Consider the following 25,337-nt stretch of genomic DNA (forward strand, 5'->3'; position numbering starts at 1 on the left):
AGCAAAGAATTTTCAGGCTGATTCAGTAATATTTATATTCATCAACAAGAACACATTCAAGGAATGTTCCATGCGCCATGATCCCCGCTGGGTTAACCAGGCTATCCGAAAAATTGAAGCCGATTTTCAACGTTCGGCCGATACACATCTCATCAAACTGGATATCCCGGTGCTGGACGGCATCGACATTTATCTGAAAGATGAAAGTACCCATCCAACCGGCAGCCTGAAACATCGTCTGGCCCGATCCCTGTTTCTGTATGGCCTGTGTAATGGCTGGATTGGCGAGAACACCACCATTATTGAATCGTCTTCGGGCAGTACGGCCGTTTCTGAAGCCTATTTTGCCCGCTTGCTTGGCCTGCCCTTTATTGCGGTTGTTCCGCGCCATACCGCACGAAAGAAAATTGAGCAGATCGAGTTCTACGGCGGCCAGGCTCACTTTGTGGATGATCCTTGCCTGTTGTACGAGGAATCCCATCGTCTGGCTGAATCACTGAACGGTCACTACATGGATCAGTTCACTTACGCCGAGCGTGCCACCGACTGGCGCGGGAACAACAACATCGCCAACAGTATTTTTGAACAGATGAAGCTGGAAGCGCATCCGATTCCGAAATGGGTGGTGATGAGCGCCGGTACCGGTGGTACTTCAGCCACAATTGGCCGTTATATCCGTTACCAGATGCATGAAACCCAGCTGTGTGTGGTCGATCCGGAACACTCCGTCTTCCATGATTATTACAACACCCGCGATCTGGCCCTGAAAGGCAGTCGAGGCAGCCGAATCGAAGGGATTGGCCGCCCGCGGGTTGAGCCGAGCTTCATTCCGGACGTGATTGATGAAATGAGAACCGTGCCGGATGCAGCCAGTATCGCCACCGTCCACTGGCTGGAAACCCTGCTGGGCCGCAAAGCTGGCGCCTCCACGGGCACCAATCTTTATGGTGCGCTGCAACTGGCCAGTGAAATGAAAGCCCGGGGCGAAACCGGTTCGATTGTCACCCTGTTGTGCGACAGTGGTGAACGCTATCTGGAAACCTACTTCGATACCGATTGGGTTGAGCAAAATATCGGGGATATCCAGCCTTATCTGGATCAGTTATCGGCATTTGAGCAAACCGGCATTCTGAGCTGGTCTGAGTGGCAACGCCTGCAACTTGGCATATCCTGACTCTCGGGGTAGGATGTGCCCCACTCAATCGTTCAATTTATCCGGAGCAGCATGATGCGCAAAGCAGTCGTCGTTTTCAGTGGCGGACAGGACTCAACAACCTGCCTGATTCAGGCTATGACTCAGTATGATGAAGTGCACTGCATCACCTTTGATTATGGCCAGCGTCATCAACTGGAAATCGAAATCGCCGAAGCCATTTGTAAAGACTTAGGCGTTGCCGCGCACAAAGTAATGGATGTCGGCCTGCTGAATGAGCTGGCAATCAGCTCACTGACTCGCGACAACATTCCGGTGTCACATGAACTGCAAGAAAACGGGCTGCCAAATTCTTTTGTTCCGGGCCGGAATATCCTGTTCCTGACACTGGCAGGGATTTACGCGTATCAGATTGGTGCTGAAGCTGTCATCACTGGCGTGTGCGAAACCGACTTCTCCGGTTATCCGGATTGCCGCGATGCCTTCGTGAAATCGCTGAATCAGTCTCTGGTGCTGGGAATGGACCGCCCGCTGCGCATTGAAACACCCCTGATGTGGCTGAACAAAGCGGAAACCTGGGCGCTGGCCGACCAGCACAATCAGCTGGACTACATTCGCAATCACACCCTGACTTGCTATAACGGTGTGATTGGTGACGGCTGCGGTGACTGCCCGTCTTGCGATCTGCGCCGTGAAGGACTGGAATCTTTCCTGAACGATCAAGACAACGTCCTGAAATCCCTGACCGACAAACAGGCGGCCAATCAGGCCTGACAGTCCGTCTGAAACAACCCGATGAATCTTGTCATGCAGGGCAGCACACGCTTTCTTTGCTGCCCTGTATGACTGCTTTGTGAATCCCGCTTTCCGAGCTACAATCCCCGCCCTGAATTTGCCCGAACCACGGAAAAGAGTCTCCAATGTCTAAATTTTTTTTCAAAGGCCGCATCGATGTGATGCAAAGCCATGCGCAGTCTGGCTACAACGTGAATCGTGACGTCAAAGCCGGTACTGAAGAATCCCCGATTTCTGTCATCGTCCAAACGGACGCACGCAAAGCAGACATTGAAGCGTTGGTTGCCGAGCACAGTATTACCGCCGACGTTATCGTAGACGCCGCTCAGGAAGAAAACACCCTGGCGCTGGACACCCTGCTGAACAAACCCAAAACCATCACGTTTGAAAAAACGCCGAACCGCAATGACCCGTGCTCCTGCGGCAGTGGCAAGAAATTCAAAAAGTGTTGTGGTTAAATCAACCGATCGGTTCAATCGAAAACGGCACCAGTAAATAAATGTAACTGGTTGAATATACCGCCCACAAGTTGATAGACTCAGCCTATTTTGAACGCTGTGGTCGGACGATGATGTCGAATCAACAAAGTATTGTACTGGAATCACCCAATGAGGCTGGCGCAGTCTTGCTTCATTCCTGTTGCGCCCCCTGCGCAGGCGATGTTATGGAACGACTGGTCAATGCAGGGATTGATTTAACCCTCTTTTTCTATAACCCGAACATTCATCCAGAGAAGGAATATTTAATTCGCAAAGAAGAAAATATTCGTTTTGCTCAAAAGTTGGGGATCCCTTTTGTGGATGCTGACTACGATGAAAAAAACTGGTTTGATCGCGTAAAAGGGATGGAATGGGAACCTGAGCGTGGGATTCGCTGTACCGAATGTTTTGATATGCGATTTGAACGTACCGCACACTATGCCCACGAACATGGATTCAAAACCTTTACGAGTTGTTTAGGGATTTCCCGTTGGAAAAATATGGAACAAATCAATGATTGCGGGACGCGGGCTGCATCACGCTACGAAGGTCTGGAATACTGGACATTCAACTGGCGCAAGCAAGGCGGAGCCAGTCGCATGGTCGAGCTTGCCAAGCGTGAGCGTTTTTATCAGCAAGAGTATTGTGGATGCATCTATTCACTGCGAGACACTAACCGCTGGCGGGTCGAAAACGACAGACCTCGTATAGAGATTGGGGTCCAGTACTACGGCGATGAAGATTCGCAGACCATGAAATCATGATGAAAAAGGTCGATGCCTTGTCCCTGCATCGACCTTTTTTGTGGGCAGTGATGATCACCAATCAACCCAGCGGTTTCAGCGCGGCCTGAAAACGTTGTGTCAGATGCTCTGGATACGCCGCGGTGAGCGAGACGGAATCACATGCCTGAAACTGACTGAAAGGGAGAATGGCCGCCACGAATGCCGTGATGAGTTGCGCTTCATCCATCTTGTGTTGTTCCAGATGCAAAGCTTTCACTTCCAGATGGCGGATGCTTCGGTGCGCTTTGCAGTCGATGCGGCCGACAAAAGCGCCCCGGTACAGTAAAGGCAGACAAAAGTAGCCAAACTGACGCTTGGCCTCAGGCACATAGCATTCAATCTGATAGTCATAGTCAAACAGCGATTTGAGCCGATCCCGCTGAATCACGGCATTGTCGAACGGCGACAGGATCAGCATCCGCTGATTCAGCCGGGGAACCGGGCGCTCCAGTGCCCCGGCGTCCATCACAAAGACTTCTCCACTGCTGACTTTCACCTGTTCCAGCTCGCCCAGCGCCAGCTTTTCCTGCACTAAATCTTTCACCGCTTGGCGCAGATCGGTACTGCGGCGCAGATATGTCAGCCCCTTCATCGACATCAACCCATGACCACGCAGTTGACGGTCCAGCAAATGCGCTGCGAATTCCGCCATATCCGGCATTTGAGTGTTCACATGGGCAGGCAATACCCGCTCGGTTAAATCGTAGGTTTTCTGAAAGCCTTCGCGACTGCTGACCATCAGGTCGCCTTCCATATACAGCTGTTCCAGCGCTTTTTTGGCGGGTTTCCAGTCCCACCAGCCTGCCCGCTTTTTCGCTTTCGTTTCAATATCTCTGGACCGAAGCGGACCATCGGAACGGATACGGGCCAGCAACTCTCCCATCAATGTCTGATCCCGTTCCCGATACCAATGGGTCTGTCCACTTTTAATGGCCTGTTTATAAGGTAAGGAAAAGCGAAAATCAGCCATGGGAAGAAACGCTGCTGCATGCGCCCAGTATTCAAAAATGTCACCGTTCAGCAGGAGCTGATTGGTCATCTCGGGTTTGAACTGCGGCACTCTGGAATGAATGACGTGATGGTGAGCCCGCTCGACCACGGCGATGGTATCAATCTGAACATAACCCAGATGTTCAATGGCTTTTCTGGCCCCGGCCAATCCGGTGCCATAGGGCTTTGCCTGTGACAACCCCTGCGCAGCCAGTGCCAGTCGGCGTAATCGTGCAATATCCTGTTTGCTTTTGAATTCAATCACGATGCTTACTTCCTTGATTTCTTGATGTGCTGCGGTTCACTCATGGCTTCATGTCCAGCACCGGGCAAGCGGAGCTCGCTGTGATACAGACATTGCTTCAGGGTTCGGCCAACACTGCGAGGGTTATTCGTTGATGAACTGCCAGGTCTCTGCGCCATCGAACAGACGCACCCGCACCGAAGCAATCTCTGTTGAGGAAAATAGATTGTAATTGACCGCCAAACGATCACTTTCGACTTTTGCCGTTGTGGAATAATGCGTGATACAGCCACAGTGACCGCAACGATGAAAATCAATACATTTGTCACCATGCGAATAATGCTCTGTGCCATAACGGCCAACGCTGATATCCACTTCAGATTCCGTCAGATAGCCCCACAACGTCGCATATCGGCTGCACAACGAGCAATTACAGCGAGTCGCGGTTTCAGTCAGTCGAGCAATCGTTAATTTCACATTGCCGCAATGGCATTGGCCTGTATACATCGCGAAACTCCATTTCTGATTCCTAAGTCATGTTGAATCGTACCTGAACTTCAATGACTTATTCTATTTTGCAGTAAAAAATAGCACACAAAGATGACGCTTGATCTGTCATCCTGTCTGAGCTGAATGTACACGCAGTCATGACGGCACAGCAGCACCAAGCTTCCCTTTCGCGGCCTGCTAAATTGAGGGAGACTGCGCCCAATGCGCCAGCAAAAACTGCCAGACGGCCTCGGACGCTTTGGTGCGCTCCCCGACACAAACCAGATGAATCGGGCTCCGGTCCGGATGCCGCCACTCGTTCAGCACCGGCGTCAGCAAGCCAGCGCTGCATTCTTTTTGCACGAACCAGGGATCGACCATCACGATGCCCAGCCCATCACAAGCCATATCCACCAGCGCCCGACTGTTGTCGGTTTGAATCACAGGTGTCACTGCAATGGTCTCTGTCTGACCACTGGCATCCTGAAACGGCCAGAAATTAAATGTACTGCCCGCATTGCCGAACACCAGACAGTCATGTTGTTCCAATTCCTGCGGCGTTGCAGGCGCACCCCGATCCGAGAGATAGCGTGCAGATGCAAACCAGCCCCAGCGCTTTTCCCCGATTTTTCGGGCAATCAATGAAGAATCCGGCAGCTGGCCGATCCGAATGGCGATATCAATCTTCTCGTCCAGCAAATCAACGGTCCGATCATCCAGACTCAGTTCAATCACGATCTCAGGATACGTCTGGCGCAACTTTTTCAGCAAGGGAACCAGAAAACACTGTCCCATCAGGATACTGGCGCTCATTTTCACCCGCCCTTTCGGGACGCCCTGTGTTTCATCCAGAATGCCATGCAGATTCGACAGCACAGCCCGGAGATCCCCTGTGCCATGTAATAAATTCCGTCCGACATCCGTCAGATGCAATTGCCGCGTTGAACGATGCAGCAAAGGCTGGCCGACAAAAGTTTCCAGCTGTCTGATTTTTTTACTGACGGATGAGCGGGGTAAATTCAGCGTATTCGCTGCCGCCTGAAAGCTGCCGCACTCTGCAACCCGATGAAAAACATGCAGTAAAGGTAAATTGAGATAAGAATCATCCATGTCGCTTGTTTCCAAAGTAGAACCAGTTTGTATCTATATTGGTGCCTTATCGGAAACCATGCAACTTGATACGCTCTTTGTATCGCACAATCCTATATACAGAGGCAGGAGTAACATGATGCAAGGAAAAACGATTCTGATCACCGGTGGCACCGCAGGCATTGGAAAAGCTTTGGCTGAACACCTCATCAATACCGGCAACCAAGTGATCATCACAGGTCGCGACCAGGACAAACTCACTCGGGTAACTGCCGCGCTGGGCTGCACGGGTTATGTCGCCGACAGCGCCAGTACAGCACAAATCGCAACGCTCGCCGAAGCTCTGAAACAAGATAAGATTCAACTCGATGGCTTAGTGCTCAATGCAGGCGTGTTCTATCCGGCGCCGATTCTGCAGTCCTCTGAGGCGGATTTCGACCAAACGATGAACATCAATACCAAAGGACCCCTCATCACGCTGCAACACCTGCATCCGCTGCTGAACAACCCGTCCAGTGTTGTATTTGTTTCCAGCATTGTCGTCACGCATGCCTTTGAAAACAGTGCCGCATACTCAGCCAGCAAAGCTGCTGTTGAAGCCATTGTCCGGGTTGCAAACCTTGAGTTCGCCGCCGATGGCATTCGCCTGAATTCAGTCCGGCCCGGCGTGACTGCAACAGAAATTCAGGCCAAAGCCGGAATGACAACGACGCAGCAGCACGCCCTGTTTGATTCCCTGAACGAGACAGCCTTCGGGAAAGTCTTAACCCCGGCAGATCAAATCGGTGCGATTTCATTTTTACTGTCGGATCAGTCACTGGCGATGCGAAACGCAGTCCTTGAGGTCAGTGGCGGTTACGGCCTATAAACGCAAGCCTCAGCCCTTCAGCACCTGCGCTGAGGGGCGATGCGAATCTGTGTTCAGTCCGCATCTGCAAAATGTGCCAGTTGATCCGCGTAAGCTTTCTGGAAAGCCGGCCTTACCGTCGCACGTTCCACATAAGCCTGACAGGCAGGATAGTCAGCCAGTGCATCAAATCGTCCAACCAGGCGCAAGGCATCAGACATCACGATATCGGCAATCGAGAAGCGTCCGGCCAGCCATTCACGGGACGTTAAAAACGTTTCCATATGGCTGAGACGGGCGTCTAAAAACCGGTTCAGTGCCATGCTTCCCGGCGTGTCCTGACTCTCCCCGGAGAACCGGACAATAAACCATGGCAACACCGCCATCTCGACGGAATTCAGACCGGCAAACAGCCATTGAATGGTTTCACTGCGACAACGCGGCTCCCGGGACATCAGTGCCTCGCTTTGCTCGCCTAAATGAAGCAGGATCGCGCCACTTTCAAATACAGACAGTTCACCATCTTTCAGCCAGGGCACCTGTCCAAAAGGCTGATGCTGAAAGTGCGCAGCACTTCTGTCCTGAAAAGGCACGGTTTCAACCCGGTAAGGCAGCGCCGCTTCTTCCAGTGCCCAACGTATCCTGACATCCCGTACATATCCCCGGGGGAACTCTGGGACCCAATCGAAGGTGGTGAGAATCAGTTCAGCCATAAAGCCTCCCTTCTGGTTTTCATTCAAGATGAATTCGTGATGGCCACTCATGCACGACAGAACAACCCACATGAAGAGCTTTAGATAATGTGGTCAACCAGCGCTGCTGATGCAAGGTGAGGATGACCAAACTGAGCCCTCAACCAAAAAAGCGGAAGGTCAAGAAAGACCTTCCGCATCCAATCAGGCAGTGGCGTATCCGTTTAAATCAGTTCAGCCAGCATGGTGTCGGAATACTCAACCAGCGACTCACCCGCTTTGACTTTGGCAACATAATCCGGGTTGGCAATCAGCGGGCGACCAATCGCCAGCAGATCAAACTTCCCTTCAGCAAGCGCCTGACTGCCGGTTTCCGGTGTAAAGCCGCCGACACCAACCAGCGTCTGACTGTAGTGAGTGCGCATATACTCAGAAGCCGTGCCGCCCAGATAATCAAACGACATCTGGTCATCAAAAATACCGACATGCAGGAAAGCCAGATGGCGGGATTCAAGCTCAGCCAGCAGGTAATCAAACACCTCCCGGTCGCGCGCATCCGGTGTGATGTTGACGTAAGCACCCGGGGACAAACGAAGCGCAGTCCGATCGGCACCAATCGCATTGACCACAGCATCCACAACTGCCAGCGGGAAGCGGGCCATATTTTCCGCGTTGCCACCAAACTCATCTTCGCGAATATTGCTGCTGAAATGCAGGAACTGGTCGATCAGATAGCCATTCGCGCCATGAATTTCAACGCCGTCAAACCCCGCTTCCAGCGCATTAATCGCCGCCTGAGCATAATCTGCAACCAGCTCTTCAATTTCTTCTTTCGTCGTTGCTTTCGGAACCACGTAGCTCAGTTCACGCATACGAGGCACTGTCCCTTCAACGCCGAGTGCTGAAGGTGCCAGTACGAACTCGCCGCCAAAGAAGTGCGGATGCGCGACCCGGCCGGTATGCCAGAGCTGAGCAAAGATTTTCCCGCCATTTTCATGGACTTTGTCGGTTACTTTCCGCCAGCCCGCAATTTGTGCCGGCGTGTAGAGTCCCGGGGTATTCGGGTAGCCCTGACCGTCCGGCCGAATAATGGTTGCCTCTGTGATAATCAGACCAATATCAGCGCGACGGGCATAGTAATCCACCATCGCCTGAGTTGGGACCAGCGCATCATCGGCCATACACCGGGTCAGTGGCGCCATCAGGATCCGGTTTTTCAGTGAGATCGAATCATTCAGATCAATGGATTGAAATAAGTTTTCCATAAAGTACACCGTGTCTATATTTCTTGAATGCCCATTCAAGTTAGACGATCTTGAATGAGCGTTCAAGTATTTTTTGAATGGTTGTTCAAGATCAGTTAAAATCCCTGCAAGCTTTACGGATAAGAGAGAATCGATGCGCAGTGCCGAATTTGACCGTGAAATGGTGTTACGTTCCGCGATGGATGCCTTTATTGCCAAGGGCTACAGCAAAACCAGCATGCAGGACCTGAAACAGGCCACCGGGCTGCATCCGGGTTCCATTTATTGTGCATTTACCAACAAACGTGGTTTGCTGGTCGAAGCGCTGGAGCACTATCAGGCCGAACGGGACAATGCTTTTGTGCAGTTATTTGACAGTCAACCCACAATCATGGCTGGCATTGCGGCCTATCTGGATCAGATGGTGGCCGAATGCGAACAGGAGAACATCAAAGATTGCCTGTTGCAAAAAGCGCTCAGTGAACTGGCACAGGACGATAAAGAGATTGAACGTCTGATCAGCCATAAACTGAAAGACTGGGAACAGCTGTTCGCCTGTAAATTTGAACATGCCCAACAAAATGGCGAGCTCTCAACCCATCGCAGTGCAAAAGCACTTGCCCGATATCTGGTCATGGGAATTTACGGCATCCGTGCTTATTCACACACACAACCTGAACCGGGAGAACTGCGTGAATTAAGTGCAGAACTGATGCAGCATATTCAGGGAATCTGAAAGATTCCCTGGGAACTCATGGGTCATCTCAGTATTTTTAAAACAATCTCATTCATTCCGAATGGGTTGCGCTGTTTTTCGATTAGACAGATATTTTACGCCCAGCCAGGCAGAGGCGAGAATCACTCCCGTGAAAATAGAGACGATCCAAAACTTTGTCGGGTCAACCACCCACAGTAATAAATAAGTCGTCAAAAGATAAAGAACGATAATTCCTGTGAGCAAGAGTGTTTCTGATCGTGCCAGAGCAAAAATTCTTCTCTGAAACCAGTAAACAGGGATGATGATAAATGCAACCAGCAAAAACACTTTCAGGTTTACGACAGATAAGTCCCAGGCACCTTCAACAGCCGCACCAAAGGTAAAAAAGTAAGTCATGATCCCGGCAGACATCCCCATGATGATAAAGCCAGCCGATAGACCGACCTCACTGATTGGCACAAAAAACTTTCGCATCAGCCAACACTGCGAAGCCCTTTCTGCATCCATGCCCAACATCATTGCTCTTATCGCAACCAACAGAAATCCAGAGGTTGAAATCATAAAAAATGCTCTGACAGAAAAAGGTTCGAAAACAATCGATTCGATATTTTCTAACGAGGCATTATTGTCAATATAAAGTGCCATGAAAAATGAAGCGATAAATCCATACAAAGAAAAAACCCAAAAGTCATTCCATAAGGGTTTAAAGGGAATTGGTGTATATTGACTCATATTTATCTTGTCCATAAAAAGTCCAGTCAAGGCGAAAGTAATGTGTATGTTGAAAAAGTTACTTGATTGAATCATGATAAATAAACTTTTTGGGCGTTTCACTTTATATTTTTCATTTGATGAAAACTTGCGGGTTCAAACAAAAAACGGAAGGCTGTGCCTTCCGTTTCAGGGTGAGTTCAACAATCAGTGAATTCATTCAATCCGCATTCATCAGAAGATGCACCGTATTTTCAATATCCTCTTCATCATAATCAAGATCTGCTAATTCAGCCTGAATCTGCTCACCGAGTGTTTTCACATGCGCGGGATGATCATCCAGCCATCTCCGCAACGCCGTTTCGCACCAATCACAGAAACTTTCTTCCCACAAATCGCCCCGCGCGAAAGTCAGCCGGGTTTTCAGAACCGGCAGAAACGCAGCAAAGCCACCTTCAATCTGATCCTGATTGTCCCAATAGTGGTGGAAGAGCTGATCGATTTGCTCGCCCGTCCCTTCATATTCCGTGATTAGTGGTAAGGCTTTCAGGTATTCAACATACAACGGAATATAACGGGGATGGGCTTCTGCCAGCAGACCGGCAGCATAATGACCGTAAGGCAGTTCATCCAAATAGAATGCCTGGATCTCATGGAGTTTTAACCAATCAATCTGGGCCTTCAGGTAATTCTCCAGTGCATCCCATGCCTGCAGCGTTTTCGCCTGTTCAAAGAGGCTGTAGAGCAGTGCAGAACAATAAATTTTCGGTTTTTTCAGATTCAGCTGTTCCAGCAGGTCTTCATCCATGGCGCGCACGAGCTCACGGATTTCACGCCCCATAAATCGCTGATCAAACCGATGCTCGTAGTCGAATCGTACCGGATCTTCCGAAACCATGGCATCGGGGTGGCGGACTTCTTCCAGCCAGCGGACCAGCTCAGCACCCATCGCCTCTGGCGTATCTATACCGGAAATCCGACTGAGTTCCTGCTGATAGCAAGCTTCGCGCTGTACATAGCATTGTTGTAATCGCTGCGCCTGATCATGTTCATTCAGAAGTTCTTTCTGGACAGCATCTTCGATTGCCAGCACATCCCGGATTTCTGCCAGCTGTTCCTGAATTTCATCCGGATCAGATTGGTCCCGCTCAACATAGGCCTGATAAGCGGCCAGAAACGCATCCATTTGATTGTTTTCATACAGCCAATCACGGATTGGGAGTGCCTCGCACCAGTCGCCAAAATCATCCCAGCCATGCTGGTCTGAAGCGAAGGTCAGGCGGGCAAGGATGATGGGATAAGTGGCTGAAGTGATCCCAAGTTCAGGAATGATCTCGCGCAGGAACTCCCCCACGGTTTCTTCCGGAACTGCGTCTTGGCATGTCGAGAGAAATTCAACATACAGCGCGCCATACTTAGTGATGTCATGACGCAACAAAGCTTCCGCAGCATAGTTACCGTAAGGCAGTTCTTCCGCATACAAAGCGTCCCCCTGCTTGATGTCTCTCACCCATTGAATTTGCTGTCTTAAATAACTTGCCAGCAATTCCCAGCACTGGAGGGACACCGCTTTATCAAACAGAGCATCAAGATAGGCATCAAAATCGAAGTCAAAATCGTCATCATCCTGACAAATATCAAAACGACTGACCGGATCCGAAGCATCGCCTTCGATTGCTGCTTCCAGCGCTTTGTGTTCTTCAGTCTTAAACCATTCTTCAAAGCGCTCCCAGTACATCAAACCGCGAATCTCGGGATCAATGACTGCGTGATGGCTTTCATGCAGCCACTCATCCAGTAACACCGCCATCTGTTCGTGGGTTTCGGCCTGCTCAATTCTCTCGAGTAATTGCAGATAGGCGGCACTGGCTTCCTGTTTTTTCTCAGCCAGCTGTTCCAACAGGACTTCTAATGTTTCATCGGCGCGAGGATGACTGCCGCTGTTTTCATTCATTGTTGTTGTCCTCATTCTATTGATCTGCCAGCTATCTTATTTCTTATCAATTCAATGAGGCGGCGACCACAACACAACTTTTATGAATCTATTTGATGAGCATTCACGTACTTAAATTTGTTTCTTCCCAAGATACTCCCGGAGACAGACACCAGGTCAGACTATGCCTTCTTTCATGAATCGTGCCGCCGTCTGCAATGGGATCATAATGTTCTGGGACTGTATCGCCCCCGTTCTGGGCACTTCTGACCGCATTGTGCGCACAATAAAACAGGTCTTCTAATTCAGCGACCTCTTCAAAAGATCGGCTTTTGTGCTGCTCAAGCAAATCCTGAATACTGGCATTGAGGCCCGGTAAAAACTCAAAAATCATGGCCTGTGTAATTGGGTCGGGCAGTTGCCCGATATTGACCTGAGGCTTCACCTCAAACCCGAGCACCCAGGCCAGTGCCCACATGTTTTCCAGGCGCCAACCAATCGTTGAGGTGTGCCAGTGCGCTGCACTCTCCCGTTGAAAATCCATGATGCATCGCTCCTGTTCCGTCATGTAATCACGAAGATGGTTTCGCACCACATAATCACGAATCCGTTCACTGGGTGCATTTTCTTCAGTCATCAACACCCAGGTGATTAATGCATCCAACGCAAATAAGCGAGCGGCAATTTCTTCACGGCTGCGCAACTGCCAGACAGGCTGTTTTTCATGGGAAAGCGGTAAATCCGGTGACACCCTGAATCCATCATCGGCTAAAACGGCTACATGATTTTTTCTGATCATTTGATAATCCATTGTCTTGCCTTTTTTAACACCATGCATAAAAGTCAGGTTACTTCGGGAGACGCAAGCAATCACCCGCACCATCCTCATCAAGGAACCGACTTATCAGTTTTCAACAGGCGATAAGCAGACGCCACTGCCGCTTCAGCAGATAGAACATCGGATTAAAAATAACGGGACAAAAAAGGGAAACCAGAAGAACGTCATCTTTCAGGTGAAGATACCGAGATATTTCGGGTTCAAAGGAGCAAAAAATGCCCCCAGAACCTGTTCATGAAAACCATCAAATCCAGCATCTGTGGAATCTGAATTATGAACTGTGCTTTGTTTTTTCGGGGTTCTGATTTTCAGGCTCAGATTGATTCAATGCTTCTTCAGCAGGTGCCTGCTGCGCCGCACGTTTTTTCGAAGGCTCAACCTGCCCTTGCACTGCCTCGGTTAACTGATCCTGTTTTCCATCGTTAATAATGAACTCAGTCTCCCCTTCGACAGACGCCAATAGCGGCAGCGGTAATGTCAGCGAAAAGACCACCAGCACGGCTCCCAGTACAAAGCGGTGATTCGTTTTCTTTTCATGATTCATGTTTGATTCCTTTTTCACATTCAAGTCAGTGCTGAACGCAACCTGTAAACCACCACCTTCATGCTCAGAACTCCGATCAGCGCCTTACTCAAAGAGTGACTAATTGAACTCCATGACAACAAACCAAAGACCGATCTCCCTGATCGCGCCATGTTTCTCTGGAAAAAGCATAAATCCAGATACTGAGTGTGGTTTGATCGGACTTGAGCGCTTTCAGTAAAGCATGTGTCACAGGGACTCTTTTAAATGCCGGTGTCATGGGATGAGATGGCCGGGAATCAAATCGGCGAATGCCATCCGGTCCATGGCAATGACCCGAAGCGCCCCAGCATTCCGAGTGGCCAAATAATGACAGTGTCCCGGCAAAGCCCCGGCTCTCTGGCGTCACTTTCTTTGGCAACTTGGATGCAAAGAAGATCCAAGCGGTATAAGTCGGACGCAAATGATTCAGGCCATAAAATTCCAGATAGGCTTCGCTGAAACGTTGTGTTTTCAATCGGCTCAGATCGATTGCCGGTAATTGATAGCGTTGTTCAATCATCCTACTCTCTCCAGTCCGGTGCCACTGATCGGAATGTCATCCAGAGACATTGCGTATTCATATCCCAGCGACTGAAAATTCAGGACTTCCCCTGCGGTTAACCCAAAGGGTTCTAATACCACGTCCTTCAGCCCGGCAGGAAAATTTTCAATGCCATGCTTTTTTTGCCAGAGCGCCCATATCCGATCGATCATGCAATGATGCGAAAAAAAGAGAGGGTCGTAAGCCGCAAACGTCACATCCGCCATGGATTCGCCAACATATCCATGAATCGAGTCATGCACACTTTCGAGCAAGTCATTGAACTGCTCATAGGCGCTGACCGAGTCAATCAGATAATCAACCAGCTCGCCCAGTGTCGCTCTGCCGTCCTGATTCACATCAGCAGCCGGAAAGGAAAACACGGGCATCTGCGTATCAGGATTACGGCTCGTTCGCAGATGAATGGGCTGAGGGACCTGAGGCGGGTTTAAGATAATTTCAGAATCAAACAGCGGATTATCCTGCCCGTCTATCTTCGGGGTCGAAAAGGCTGCGGGGATCCCTTGCACCTGTGTCCAGTCCCACCAGGGAATCGATGCATCCGGTTGAATATCCTGCAATGATTGCTCCAGCCGATGCAAATAAGCACGATGCCACGGCAGGAAAACCCTAGCCGTTAAATTCGAACGGCGGGAAAACTGATGATGCCAGCACCAACGCCCCGGCGCGCCATGGAGCCCGGCAAAATGATAGAAGCCGCGATTATCCTGTATTTCTTTTGATGTCCGAATCGCCTCAATATAATGTTGCATATGGGGGAATTGCGGAGAAGAAACCGGCAAACGATATTTCATCTGACCCGACATAGTTCAACCTCCTCTTTCACTTGGTTCATGCATATGATTCAGGTTCAGCGTTGGAAAAATAAACCTCGGAACTCAGCCCATTTTATTCATCCGGGTTGCGATATCGCAGTTCAAACCCTCGCACAATCACATAGGCAATCAGTGAAAAGATGAAAAAGACCAATAACATCCAGGCAATGGATTGAAGTGATTCGATCAGGGTTCTGTAAATTTCCAGAACCCAGCGCTCCGTGGTTAAAACAGGCGGTGTGAAGTCTTCACTGGGTTCCCGGATAAAATTTTCCAGGCTGTAAATTCTTACGCCCCCTGAAACACCGACCACGTAAATGGCGAAGGTCAGATACTTAGTCCAGGCAAAGGAAAGATCAGGGGCAACCAACCGCTTTAATATGCTTTCAATCGGCTGGCTGAACAGTTGAGACACCAGAAAACAAACACCCACGGAAACTGCAAAGGTGACCACTAACAATAATAAAAACAAGATGTTCCCCTTTCGTGAAAATGTGGGTTCTCTCTCTGCTCAGGCAGGTTCAGAACCGTTGCAGCCATGCGCTGTGCTGAAGGTATAGGCGAAACTCATCCCATATGAGAAATGATGCTTTCGGTTTTGAGACGTGACGCGGGATATGGCGACAGAAGAAAAAAGCCGGCTAAAAAAACAGCCAGAATGACTTCTGGCTGCTGAATGAACTGAAAAGGGGAATAATCAGTCTTTGTATTCTGCGAAATCTGCTGCGCAGTCAAGCAGTTGTTCACGGGTCATCATGAAGACACCGTGGCCACCATTTTCGAATTCAATCCAGGTAAATGGAATATGCGGGTATTGTTCTTCCATATGAATCATGGAGTTACCGACTTCACAGATCAGAATGCCGTCTTCCGTCAGATAATCCGGGGCATTGGCCAGAATACGGCGCACCAGATCCAGTCCATCAAAACCAGCCGCCAGGCCCAGTTCCGGCTCGTGACGGAATTCTTCCGGCAGGCTGTCCATGTCTTCCTGATCCACATAAGGCGGATTGGAAACAATCACATCGTATTTGTCTTTTGGGACATCACGCAGCAGATCAGAAAGCAGCGGAATCACTTGCTGCTCCAGACCATGATCGTGAATATTCTGCTCGGCGACAGCCAGCGCATCCGCCGAAATGTCGACCAGATCCACTTCCGCTTCCGGGAACGCGTAAGCACAGGCAATCCCGATACAGCCACTGCCGGTACACAGATCCATGATGCGGGTTGGTTCACGGGTCAGAAACGGTTCGAACCCGTTCTCAATCAATTCTGCAATCGGAGAGCGTGGCACCAGCACACGTTCATCCACGAAAAACTCCAGACCGCAGAACCAGGCCCGGTTCGTGAGATAAGCCACAGGCGTGCGCTCAGTCACACGGCGAACTACACGTTCCACAATGGCACGGCGCTCACTGCTGGTCAGGCGCGAATGGCGCGCATCCGCAGGAATATCAATGGGCAGATGCAGCGTCGGCAGCACCAGCTGCACCGCTTCATCCCAGGCATTGTCTGTGCCATGGCCATAAAACAGGCCTGCATCGTTGAAACGGCTGACGGTCCAACGTAGCATATCCTGCAATGTGTGAAGTTCGTTGACGGCTTCGTCGACAAAAATCTTATCCAAAATAGCCTCCAAATGGCGCTACAATACCGCGATAAAGTAGTTGGAAATTCATGATGAGTAAAAAAGACCCTGCCCTGGAAGAGAATGACTTTGCGCTCTTTCAGGAGGCCGTTAAGGGCATTAAACAGCTGTCGAATGATACCATAATCACCACACGCCGACAGCGCCCGAAAGCGGATCAGCGCAATGTGAGTACGAAAGACAGTCAAAACCACGAGTTTTACTTCTCGGACGAGTTCGAACCGCACCTGAGTGAACAAGGCCCGATGCAGTATGCCCGTTCCGATGTGTCCAAGTATGAAGTGAAAAAGTTACGGCGTGGTGTCTATGTCCCGGATATCTATCTGGATATGCATGGGATGACCCAGCAGGAAGCCAAGCGGGAACTGGCAGCCATGATCGCCGCCTGTATCAAAGATGGGGTGTCCTGTGCTTGTGTCATGCATGGCATTGGCAAGCATATTCTCAAGCAAAAGGCACCGCTCTGGCTGGCTCAGCATCCGGATGTGATGGCATTTCATCAGGCGCCCCTTGAATTCGGCGGTGCCGGTGCCCTGCTGGTTCTGATTGAAATTCCAGAGCGGTAATGCAAAAGTATATCCCGGAGAGTGTCAGGTCTCGGGACCTGACGACTCCCAAGGGTAACACTTTCAATACACTTCTTGCGTCAGTGAGCCCACATTCACAACCTGACCGTCCTGAATCAGCGTGACTTCACCTGTATCACAAATCTGCATCCGCACTTTGACGGAATTCTCATTGTAATAATGTTCGCAGTTGCCGTTCCGGGCGCTGTCGATACGGGAAAAGATGGTGATCCCGCCCGGTGACAGTATGGAAGGCGGTGCGATAAATGTCAGCGTGCTGCCCGTACTCGAAATATTCATTTCTTCCCGGACACCATTCACCCATTTAATTGCCCCGTTCGCGACAATATTTGGCTTCACCATGTTGGCAGCACAGGCAGTCAGTCCCAGACTGCCCAGCAAAACGAAAAGTATTTTCTTCATAACCCGATAATTTTTTCAGTCGTTCTTTTGGAATGATTGTACCCGAACCCACCTTGCGGGATAGCCCGGCCCGATAAAAGTGCGTCCTGCACCCAAGTTATCCCGATCAGAAGAAATAGCTGACGGACATTAATGATGATTCGGCTGCGCAGCCTCGACCGGATTCTCCTGCCATAACAAGGCGGACGCTTCTCCTTCGGAATGAAAGTCCACCGCGGCGATCGACGAGGTCCGGAACATCAGCGGTTGCAGACCCGGAACCAGTTCGGCACTTAAATAGCCCACCAGCGGCAGGTGAGACACCACCAGCACGGTGCTCGGTTTTTCCAGTTCAATCACGGCTTTCAGGTAGTCCGCAACCTGCGCTGCATCACCATAAGGCGTGATGTCATCAATCGTCATCAGCGTTTTGGGCACCGGTAATTCTTCCGACATCGCCTGCCAGGTTTGCTGTGCACGCAGATACGGACTGACCCAGACCAGATCAAGCTCACCATCCAGATGACTGGCAAGCTGCCGGGCCATCTGCTGAGAATAGACTTTACCTTGTGCGGTCAGAGGCCGCTCCGCATCACTTGGGGCAAAATGCTGCGCTTCGCCATGACGCATGATAAAAATTCGCATAGTCTCCAATCCGGTTGCGCGTTTCTGTGGTTATGCTAGCAAAGGCTGGCACACACAGGGTAGCCATTTAATCTTACGCGATGTGAAAGCGTGACGGCTGAATCGGTATCGCGAACGGAATATTTCTTCCCTCGAATGAAATCCCAGACCAGACAGAATTTGCCAGTGTACCTATTGGGCGTCATAATTAGCCTAATTCCCTTTAAAAATAGGCGCTTCCTGTGTTCAAGAGTCCGAACGATCCCAAAGAGTACCGCTATGTCACCCTTGAGAATCAACTCAGGGTGTTGCTGGTCCACGATCAGACGGCACCCCGGTCGGCAGCTGCACTTTCTGTCGGAATTGGTCATTTTGATGATCCGATGGATCGCCAGGGGATGGCCCATTTTCTTGAACATATGTTGTTTCTGGGGACAGAGAAATTCCCCCATCCCGGTGAATTTCAATCGTTCGTGAATCAGTACGGCGGCAGTAACAATGCCTGGACCGGAACTGAAAACACTACTTATTTCTTCGAAATCGTCCCACCGGCTTTTGCTGCCGGTCTGGAAAGATTCGGCCAGTTTTTTACAGCGCCGCTGTTCAATGCAGATTCGATAGACAAAGAACGCCAGGCTGTCGACTCAGAGTACAAGCTCAAACTGAAAGACGACGTCCGTCGTTTATATCAGGTACATAAAGAGACGATTAACCCTGAGCATCCGTTTTCCAAATTCTCGGTCGGCGACATTGGCACGCTGGAAGACCGTCCCGGCAAACCAGTTCGCGATGAACTCATCGCTTTCTATCGCCAGCATTATTCAGCCAGTTTGATGGGACTGGTCCTGCTCGGTCCCCAGACACTTGATGAACTGCAAACCTATGCCGAGCAGTTTTTCGGAGACATACCCGACTCAAATCAGGACAAAGCAGACATCGCCGTTCCTTTAGTGACAGACAGGGAAAATGCCCGCTTTATTACAGTGGAGCCCATCAAGGAAGTCCGCAAACTGACGCTGTCATTTTCCTTGCCGGCCATGGAACACCATTACCGCAGCAAACCGCTGTCCTATCTGGCGCACTTGCTGGGCAATGAAGGGACCGGCAGTCTGATGTCCGTCCTGAAAAGTGAAGGGCTGATCAATACTCTGGCCGCTGGGGGCGGTGTCAGCGGCAGTAATTTCCGTGAGTTTACCATTGGTCTGAATCTGACTCCAAAGGGCTGGATAAAATCGATCACATCGTGACCACAATATTCCAGTATATTCAGCTCATTTCAACGCAGGGGCTGGCAGAATGGCGCTATCGTGAAAAACGCGCAGTACTGGAGCAGGCTTTCCGTTATCAGGAAAAAAGCCGTCCGTTGGATACCGTCAGTTATCTGGTCATGAATCTGCTGCATTACGCGCCGGAAGACATTGTTTACGGCGACTATATGATGAGTCAGTACAATGAAACTTTACTGAAAGAAGTGCTGACACAGCTTCGCCCTGATAATCTGCGTCTGACGCTGGTGGCCAAAGGTCAGCACTACAATCAGGTGGCCGACTGGTATCACACCCCTTATGCCGTCACACCGTTTACGGCAGAGCAGCTCAGCAACTGGGCGGCGCCGGGCGTGAACCCTGCGCTGCAACTTCCGGAATCTAACCCTTACCTGTGTGAACGCTTAGATCCACATCCGCAGGAAAGCCAGCAGGATTTGCCCCCGCAACTGATTCAGGATCTGCCTGGTTTCCGGCTCTGGTTCAAACAAGAGCATGAATTCCGTGTGCCGAAAGGTCTGGTCTATGTGGCCATCGACAGCCCTCATGCAGTGAGCTCGGTTCGCAATATCGTCAAAACCCGGCTTTGCGTCGAGATGTTGATGGAAGCATGCAATGAGGTCGCCTATCCGGCTGAAGTCGCGGGCATGGCCTACAACTTGTACGCCCATCAGGGGGGGTAACCCTGCAACTCTCTGGCTTCAGCGAAAAGCAGCCACTGCTGCTGAAATTACTGCTGGAGAAATTTGCCGGACGCACCTTCAACGTGGAACGGTTCAACAGCATCAAAGCACAGATGTTGCGCAACTGGCGCAATGCTGCGGAAGATAAACCGATATCTCAATTGTTTAACCAGTTAACGGGCTTGTTGCAACCCAATAACCCGCCCTACCCGGCACTGATCAAAGAACTGGAAACCGTTGAGGTCTCCGAATTACCTGCATTTGTCGATGCCATGTTTGCTGAACTGCACATCGATACCTTTGTGTATGGGGACTGGCGCAAAGACGATGCGCTGGCGCTGGCCGAAGTCCTGAAAGATGCTTTCCGGGTAACCGATCAGCTCTATGGGGAAGCCCAGCGACCTCTGGTCCATCTGGGAGATTGCGGTACTTTAAGGTATGAAGTCGACTGCAATCACGCCGACTCAGCGATTCTGGTTTATCATCAGTCCAGAGAACAGTCGCCTAAAGCCATCGCAACCTATACGCTGGCCAATCACCTGATGTCCACCACATTTTTCCATGAGCTTCGTACAGAACAGCAACTGGGATATATGGTCGGCACAGCAAATCTGCCGCTGAACCGTTATCCCGGCTTGCTGCTCTATATTCAGTCCCCGGTGGCCGGGCCATTGCAACTGCTCGAAGCCATTGATGAATTTACCAATGCATTTGCACTGGTGTTACTGGAACTGACAGAAAACCAGTGGCGGTCCAGCAAGCAGGGGTTGATTGCTCAACTATCTGAGCCAGACACCAACCTGCGCGCCCGCGCACAACGCTATTGGGTCAGCATTGGCCATAAAGATGACCATTTTGACCAGCGCCAAAAAATTGCCGCTGAAATGGAATCTCTGTCCCGCGCAGAACTGGTGCGTTTTATGGTTGAAGAGATCAAACCACGCACGGCAAATCGCCTCATTACTTATTATCAGGGGGAAGCGCACAGTAATTTAACCCCACTGGAAGTCGGAGAGCCCATGACCTCCGTCAGCCATTTTCAACAGCAAGCCTGCTGACTCAGACGCCATACAGCTCCGGGCCAAGCGCCCGGAGAATATGCCGGAAAAGCACATCAAAACCACTAAAATTGGAACCATGGTTACACTTTCATGAACATGTCCTAATTTTCCTTTCGTATCAGTCGATTAACTAATTTACCAAATCAAGAGATTCCTCAGACTAGCAGTCTGTGCCGGAGTTCGCACAAGAAGTCATGAGGTCGAATATGCATTTTTTCAGGACAATGTTCAGGAACCTGTTATGTCGCACGCCTGTTCGATCTGCCGTCAATCCATAACGGCGAAAAACCGGAGCTCTCATAGTCGGCTATTTTGCCAGACCTGTATGAAAGCAATTCATCCCCGTCCTTTCGACGGGATGCTCTGCCTGATGACCAGTATTGCTTTATTTAGCCTGATCTTTTTACTCTGGATTGGCTTTAATCCCTTGATGGTTGCTGGCTCTGTCATCCTGTTGATGCATTTGATCAGACCCCGGCGTCTGTATCGGCGTTTTCGGCTCAATGCCACCATGCAACAAGGCTTTAAGCATCAAAAAACAGTCTGAATTTTCACTGCTTTTCCGTTAAGTTCTATCTCCATCCCTCTAACGACAAAGGCCTGCGATTGCAGGCCTTTGATTTTTTCCTCAGGGAGACTTACGCGTAGAAGCGCTGATCGTCCTGCGCCATTTGCAGCAAACGCTCACATGGGCGGAATCGCTCGCCATATTTATCGACGTGCTCATTCAGAAGTTCCACCACACGCTTGGCGCCTAACTGGTCCATATAGCGGAACGGGCCACCCAGAAATGGGGGGAAACCGATACCAAAAATCGCCCCGATATCACCATCGCGGGCGCTGTGGACCACACCTTCATCCAGGCAACGGGCCGCCTCATTCAACATCATCAGCGTACAACGAATGGCTATCTCATGGCCGGAAGCTTTACGCTCCGGATTCAGATTCAGCAGTTTATAAACGCTCTTATCAACGCCTTTCTTCCTCCCCTGATACAGATAGAAGCCTTTTCCGGTTTTACGACCTTTACGGCCATCTTTCAGCAGAATGTCGAATACATCCGGGCTCTGGAAACGCGAACCCAGCTCTTTTTCGAGAATCGGACTGATTTTCGCACCCACATCCACCCCGACTTCGTCGAGTAGGGTGATTGGACCGACCGGGAAGCCAAAATCCAGCAGTGCTGTATCAATGTGCTCAATCGGTTCGCCACTCAACAAAGCCAGCGCCGCTTCGTTCATATAAGGTGCCAGAATCCGGTTGACGTAAAAACCAGCTTTATCCGCGACGACAATCGGGGTTTTTCCCTGCTTTTTCGCCAGTTTCACTACAGTCGCAACGGTCTGTGGTGACGTGCCTTCATGCGGGATCACTTCCACCAGCGGCATTTTCTCAACCGGGCTGAAATAATGCAGACCCACAACCTGCTCCGGACGTTCCGCAACAGAGGCAATCTGGTGAATCGGCAGTGACGACGTATTGGTCGCGAAAATCGTATCCGGACGGGCGTTTGTTTCAACGTCTCGCACCATTTGGTGTTTCAGCTTCAGATCCTCAAACACCGCTTCAATCACGACATCAGCCTGATCAAAGCCGCGATAATCAACACCACCCTGAATCATCAGCATCTGCTTTTGCAATGCCGCTTTACTGATGATCTTCCGCTTACGTTTTTTATCCAGCAATTTATAGTTGTACGACAACGCATTCAGAATGCCGTCGTTTGAAATGTCTTTGATCTTCACCGGTAGGCCAGCTTTTGCTGCAGAGACATGGCTGATCCCTCCCCCATCAGGCCACCACCCAGTACAGCAACCCGCTTCACGGTTGCAGGCTGAACTTCACTGCCAACGCCGGTTTCTTTCTTCATGGCCGTCGTTGCAAAGAAGAGACTGCGCAACGCAGCAGATTCAGAGGTCATCACCAGCTCGCCAAAGCGGCGGGCTTCTTCTTTCAGGCCTTTCGACATACCATGCTGCAGGCCATATTTGATCACATCCAGAATGGCATCTGCAGCCGGATAGTTACCCCGTGTTTTTTCACGGATCTTTTTCCGGGCCTGATCAAAGACCAGCGTGCGGCCAACCGGGTTGCCGCCCATCGCCCAGTCCTGAAAACTGTGCTTGCGGGTTGGTTTCCCTTTCAGAGCCAATGACTCAGCCACGGTCAGTAAGATGCTTTCCGGTACACATTCATCCACCACACCCAGCTGCTTGGCTTTTTTCGCACGAAGCTGTTTACCCGTCAGGATCAGATCCAGCGAGTTGGCCACACCAATCAGGCGCGGCAAGCGCTGCGTGCCACCGGAACCCGGCAACAAACCCAACTGAACTTCCGGCAATCCGAGTTTGGTGATCTCGGAGTCTGTACAAACTCGGCTGTGACAAGCCAGCGCCAGTTCCAGACCACCACCAAGACATGGGCCATGAATGGCAGCGACCACATGAAATGGCAGCGCTTCCAGACGCTGAAACATCGTCTGCCCCTGAGTCGCCAGCGCTTCTGCTTCCTGGACGGTTGTGCAGGCTGCCAGCATCCGGATGTCAGCCCCTGCCACAAAGTTATCTGGCTTACCGGAGTGAACAACCAGACCTTTGATCTCAGATTTCTTACTTTCCAGCTCATCCAGCACAGCACCGACCTGCGATGCGAATGCCGCCTGCAGCGTATTCATTTTTTCGCCGGGCACATCAATATTCAGCCATGCAACCCCATTGTCACCGTAGCGCAGCTGAAATGCAGAAGCGGGTGTGTCTGCTGTCTGAACTGTGTTTTGTTCTGTCATGGTTACATCCGTCATTATTCAGCCTCCAGGATCATCGCTGCACCCAGACCACCAGCTGCACAGGCCGTATTGAGCGCCAGTCCGCCCCCTCGCCGCTGCAATTCACGCAACGTTTGGGTAATCATTCGTGCACCGGTGGCTGCGAATGGATGGCCGTAGGCAATTGAGCCACCCAGCACGTTGAATTTATCCATATCGATTTCGCCAATTGCTTCGCTTCGGCCCAGTTTTTCCTGCGCGAATTGTCTGGAAGCAAACATTTTCACATTCGCCAGCGTTTGCGCCGCAAATGCTTCATGCATATCAATCAGCGTCAGGTCTGACAGTGTCAGGCCAGCCCTGTCCAGTGCCAGCGGTGTCGCGTAGGACGGTCCCATCAGCATGTCCTGTTCAACCCCAATCGCAGAAAATGCGTACGATCGAATATAGCCCAGCGGCTTGAGACCCAGCTCCTTCGCGCGACCTTCACGCATCAGCAGAATCGCCGCAGCGCCATCAGTCAGCGGTGTACTGTTTGCTGCGGTCACAGAACCATACTTGCGGTCGAACGCAGGACGCAGTTTCGCATAGCCTTCAACGGTGGAATCTTCCCGGACGTTGTTGTCTTTATCGATCCACTGGCGATACGGTTCGGGAAATGCCGTGATCACTTCATCCTGAATCAAACCATCACGCCATGCCTGAGCGGCCAGTGTATGTGAACGATGGGCCAGCGCATCCTGCTCTGCCCGGCTGATCCCATGGGTTTTCGCCATTTGCTCTGCCGTCTGGCCCATACTCAGGCCTGTCGAGTATTCTGCAACTGCAGGGGGCACCGGCATCAGATCTTTCAGGCTGAGTTTACTCAGCAGGCTCATTTTCTTGCCCATGGTCTTGGCTTTACTCAGTGACAGTAATGTCGCAGCCAGTTTTTTGGACACGCCAATCGGCAACACAGAAGACGAGTCAGCCCCGCCGGCAATGCCGATATCAATGGTGCCTGAAATGATACTTTCAGCAACATTTGCTGCTGCCTGGAAACTTGTGGCGCATGCACGTGTCACACTGTAAGCATCGGTGTGAATGTTCATGCCCGTCCCCAGAACGATTTCACGGGCAATATTCGGAGCTGCTGGCATTTGAACCACTTGGCCAAAAACCACCTGTTCAATCAAAGCGGGGTCAAAGTCAATCTTTTGCAGCATTTCGTTAACCACCATTTTGCCCATATCCAACGCTGGTACGCCATTAAAGGCAGTCGCCTGGCGGGCAAAAGGGGTACGTAATCCTGTCACAACAGCAATACGCTCACCCTGTTGGGTGGTAAGTTTCTGGCGACGTGTCATCGCGACTCCTTATCATGATGTAATCT

General features: G+C 50.7%; 26 protein-coding genes and 2 pseudogenes. 11 read left to right on the forward strand and 17 right to left on the reverse strand.

The genetic code is table 11. The features are described from left to right. Nucleotides 1-70: 70 nt before the first annotated feature. The 4 genes from KDD30_RS10780 (at nt 71) to KDD30_RS10795 (ending at nt 3,191) form a co-directional block, all read left to right on the forward strand. A complete protein-coding gene (locus KDD30_RS10780; RefSeq protein WP_211645882.1) occupies nt 71-1,174 on the forward strand; it encodes a PLP-dependent cysteine synthase family protein in 1,104 nt (367 codons plus the stop codon). A gap of 54 nt (nt 1,175-1,228) precedes the next feature. Then, the gene (gene queC, locus KDD30_RS10785) at nt 1,229-1,927 is read left to right on the forward strand and encodes a 7-cyano-7-deazaguanine synthase QueC (RefSeq protein ID WP_211649843.1); all 699 of its coding nucleotides are present in this window, start codon (nt 1,229-1,231) and stop codon (nt 1,925-1,927) included. 146 nt (nt 1,928-2,073) lie between these two features. Next, complete coding sequence (locus tag KDD30_RS10790; RefSeq protein ID WP_211645883.1) at nt 2,074-2,406, forward strand: PBPRA1643 family SWIM/SEC-C metal-binding motif protein; 333 nt, start codon at nt 2,074-2,076, stop codon at nt 2,404-2,406. A gap of 113 nt (nt 2,407-2,519) precedes the next feature. Further along, nucleotides 2,520-3,191 (forward strand): epoxyqueuosine reductase QueH, encoded by a 672-nt coding sequence (locus KDD30_RS10795; protein WP_211649845.1) that lies wholly within the window; start codon nt 2,520-2,522, stop codon nt 3,189-3,191. Nucleotides 3,192-3,252: 61 nt separating this feature from the next. On the opposite strand, the gene KDD30_RS10800 is transcribed toward KDD30_RS10795, so the two are convergent. The 3 genes from KDD30_RS10800 to KDD30_RS10810 all read right to left on the reverse strand — a co-directional run bounded on the left by KDD30_RS10800 (nt 3,253) and on the right by KDD30_RS10810 (nt 6,045). Further along, nucleotides 3,253-4,467, reverse strand: coding sequence for a winged helix-turn-helix domain-containing protein (locus tag KDD30_RS10800; RefSeq protein WP_211645884.1), 1,215 nt, complete (start codon nt 4,465-4,467; stop codon nt 3,253-3,255). A 123-nt stretch (nt 4,468-4,590) separates the two neighbouring features. Further along, nucleotides 4,591-4,953 carry a GFA family protein gene (locus KDD30_RS10805; RefSeq protein ID WP_211645885.1) on the reverse strand — a complete coding sequence of 121 codons (363 nt, stop codon included), beginning with the start codon at nt 4,951-4,953 and terminating at the stop codon, nt 4,591-4,593. A gap of 180 nt (nt 4,954-5,133) precedes the next feature. After that, nucleotides 5,134-6,045, reverse strand: coding sequence for a LysR family transcriptional regulator (locus KDD30_RS10810; RefSeq protein WP_211645886.1), 912 nt, complete (start codon nt 6,043-6,045; stop codon nt 5,134-5,136). A gap of 115 nt (nt 6,046-6,160) precedes the next feature. Between KDD30_RS10810 and KDD30_RS10815 the strand changes: the two genes are divergently transcribed. After that, the gene (locus KDD30_RS10815) at nt 6,161-6,892 is read left to right on the forward strand and encodes an SDR family NAD(P)-dependent oxidoreductase (protein ID WP_211645887.1); all 732 of its coding nucleotides are present in this window, start codon (nt 6,161-6,163) and stop codon (nt 6,890-6,892) included. 53 nt (nt 6,893-6,945) lie between these two features. Here KDD30_RS10815 and KDD30_RS10820 read toward each other — a convergent pair whose 3' ends face one another. Both KDD30_RS10820 and KDD30_RS10825 read right to left on the reverse strand, forming a co-directional pair. Beyond that, complete coding sequence (locus tag KDD30_RS10820; protein ID WP_211645888.1) at nt 6,946-7,584, reverse strand: glutathione S-transferase family protein; 639 nt, start codon at nt 7,582-7,584, stop codon at nt 6,946-6,948. A gap of 203 nt (nt 7,585-7,787) precedes the next feature. After that, nucleotides 7,788-8,828 (reverse strand): alkene reductase, encoded by a 1,041-nt coding sequence (locus KDD30_RS10825; RefSeq protein WP_211645889.1) that lies wholly within the window; start codon nt 8,826-8,828, stop codon nt 7,788-7,790. A gap of 133 nt (nt 8,829-8,961) precedes the next feature. On the opposite strand from KDD30_RS10825, the gene KDD30_RS10830 reads away from it, so the two are divergent. Then, nucleotides 8,962-9,543: a TetR/AcrR family transcriptional regulator gene (locus tag KDD30_RS10830; RefSeq protein ID WP_211645890.1), complete on the forward strand. Its 582-nt coding sequence runs from the start codon at nt 8,962-8,964 to the stop codon at nt 9,541-9,543. Nucleotides 9,544-9,591: 48 nt separating this feature from the next. On the opposite strand, the gene KDD30_RS10835 is transcribed toward KDD30_RS10830, so the two are convergent. The 8 genes from KDD30_RS10835 to prmB form a co-directional block, all read right to left on the reverse strand. Further along, nucleotides 9,592-10,272, reverse strand: a complete 681-nt coding sequence (locus tag KDD30_RS10835) for a hypothetical protein (RefSeq protein ID WP_211645891.1) — start codon at nt 10,270-10,272, stop codon at nt 9,592-9,594. A gap of 184 nt (nt 10,273-10,456) precedes the next feature. Further along, nucleotides 10,457-12,190 (reverse strand): hypothetical protein, encoded by a 1,734-nt coding sequence (locus KDD30_RS10840; RefSeq protein WP_211645892.1) that lies wholly within the window; start codon nt 12,188-12,190, stop codon nt 10,457-10,459. A gap of 103 nt (nt 12,191-12,293) precedes the next feature. Then, nucleotides 12,294-12,968, reverse strand: a complete 675-nt coding sequence (locus KDD30_RS10845; RefSeq protein WP_211645893.1) for a DUF4272 domain-containing protein — start codon at nt 12,966-12,968, stop codon at nt 12,294-12,296. 310 nt (nt 12,969-13,278) lie between these two features. Beyond that, nucleotides 13,279-13,551 carry a hypothetical protein gene (locus KDD30_RS10850; RefSeq protein ID WP_211645894.1) on the reverse strand — a complete coding sequence of 91 codons (273 nt, stop codon included), beginning with the start codon at nt 13,549-13,551 and terminating at the stop codon, nt 13,279-13,281. Nucleotides 13,552-13,639: 88 nt separating this feature from the next. Next, complete coding sequence (locus tag KDD30_RS10855; RefSeq protein WP_211645895.1) at nt 13,640-14,092, reverse strand: hypothetical protein; 453 nt, start codon at nt 14,090-14,092, stop codon at nt 13,640-13,642. Next, nucleotides 14,089-14,940, reverse strand: coding sequence for a tyrosinase family protein (locus KDD30_RS10860; RefSeq protein ID WP_211645896.1), 852 nt, complete (start codon nt 14,938-14,940; stop codon nt 14,089-14,091). The genes KDD30_RS10855 and KDD30_RS10860 overlap by 4 nt, the downstream gene beginning before the upstream one ends. A gap of 82 nt (nt 14,941-15,022) precedes the next feature. After that, nucleotides 15,023-15,421, reverse strand: a complete 399-nt coding sequence (locus KDD30_RS10865) for a hypothetical protein (RefSeq protein ID WP_211645897.1) — start codon at nt 15,419-15,421, stop codon at nt 15,023-15,025. A gap of 225 nt (nt 15,422-15,646) precedes the next feature. Next, the gene (prmB, locus tag KDD30_RS10870) at nt 15,647-16,579 is read right to left on the reverse strand and encodes a 50S ribosomal protein L3 N(5)-glutamine methyltransferase (protein ID WP_211645898.1); all 933 of its coding nucleotides are present in this window, start codon (nt 16,577-16,579) and stop codon (nt 15,647-15,649) included. A 53-nt stretch (nt 16,580-16,632) separates the two neighbouring features. Between prmB and smrB the strand changes: the two genes are divergently transcribed. Further along, the gene (gene smrB / locus KDD30_RS10875; protein ID WP_211649847.1) at nt 16,633-17,166 is read left to right on the forward strand and encodes an endonuclease SmrB; all 534 of its coding nucleotides are present in this window, start codon (nt 16,633-16,635) and stop codon (nt 17,164-17,166) included. Between the two features lie 63 nt (nt 17,167-17,229). On the opposite strand, the gene KDD30_RS10880 is transcribed toward smrB, so the two are convergent. After that, on the reverse strand, nt 17,230-17,589 hold the full coding sequence (locus KDD30_RS10880) for a hypothetical protein (protein WP_249199128.1): 360 nt from the start codon (nt 17,587-17,589) through the stop codon (nt 17,230-17,232). 129 nt (nt 17,590-17,718) lie between these two features. Continuing rightward, nucleotides 17,719-18,213: a phosphohistidine phosphatase SixA gene (sixA, locus tag KDD30_RS10885; RefSeq protein ID WP_211645899.1), complete on the reverse strand. Its 495-nt coding sequence runs from the start codon at nt 18,211-18,213 to the stop codon at nt 17,719-17,721. Nucleotides 18,214-18,434: 221 nt separating this feature from the next. On the opposite strand from sixA, the gene KDD30_RS24540 reads away from it, so the two are divergent. From KDD30_RS24540 to KDD30_RS10895, 4 genes and pseudogenes are all read left to right on the forward strand, one after another. After that, nucleotides 18,435-19,439, forward strand: coding sequence for an insulinase family protein (locus tag KDD30_RS24540; protein ID WP_249199129.1), 1,005 nt, complete (start codon nt 18,435-18,437; stop codon nt 19,437-19,439). 140 nt (nt 19,440-19,579) lie between these two features. Continuing rightward, nucleotides 19,580-20,301 (forward strand): annotated as a pseudogene (locus tag KDD30_RS24545) (insulinase family protein); the annotation flags it as partial. A 111-nt stretch (nt 20,302-20,412) separates the two neighbouring features. Then, complete coding sequence (locus KDD30_RS24550) at nt 20,413-21,198, forward strand: insulinase family protein (RefSeq protein ID WP_249199307.1); 786 nt, start codon at nt 20,413-20,415, stop codon at nt 21,196-21,198. A 373-nt stretch (nt 21,199-21,571) separates the two neighbouring features. After that, nucleotides 21,572-21,748: a hypothetical protein gene (locus KDD30_RS10895; RefSeq protein ID WP_211645900.1), complete on the forward strand. Its 177-nt coding sequence runs from the start codon at nt 21,572-21,574 to the stop codon at nt 21,746-21,748. A gap of 91 nt (nt 21,749-21,839) precedes the next feature. On the opposite strand, the pseudogene fadJ reads toward KDD30_RS10895, so the two are convergent. Then, nucleotides 21,840-23,986 (reverse strand): annotated as a pseudogene (gene fadJ / locus KDD30_RS10900) (fatty acid oxidation complex subunit alpha FadJ). A 14-nt stretch (nt 23,987-24,000) separates the two neighbouring features. Continuing rightward, on the reverse strand, nt 24,001-25,311 hold the full coding sequence (gene fadI, locus KDD30_RS10905; protein WP_211645901.1) for an acetyl-CoA C-acyltransferase FadI: 1,311 nt from the start codon (nt 25,309-25,311) through the stop codon (nt 24,001-24,003). Nucleotides 25,312-25,337 lie beyond the last annotated feature (26 nt).

Source organism: Photobacterium sp. GJ3 (genome assembly GCF_018199995.1).
GTDB lineage: Bacteria > Pseudomonadota > Gammaproteobacteria > Enterobacterales > Vibrionaceae > Photobacterium.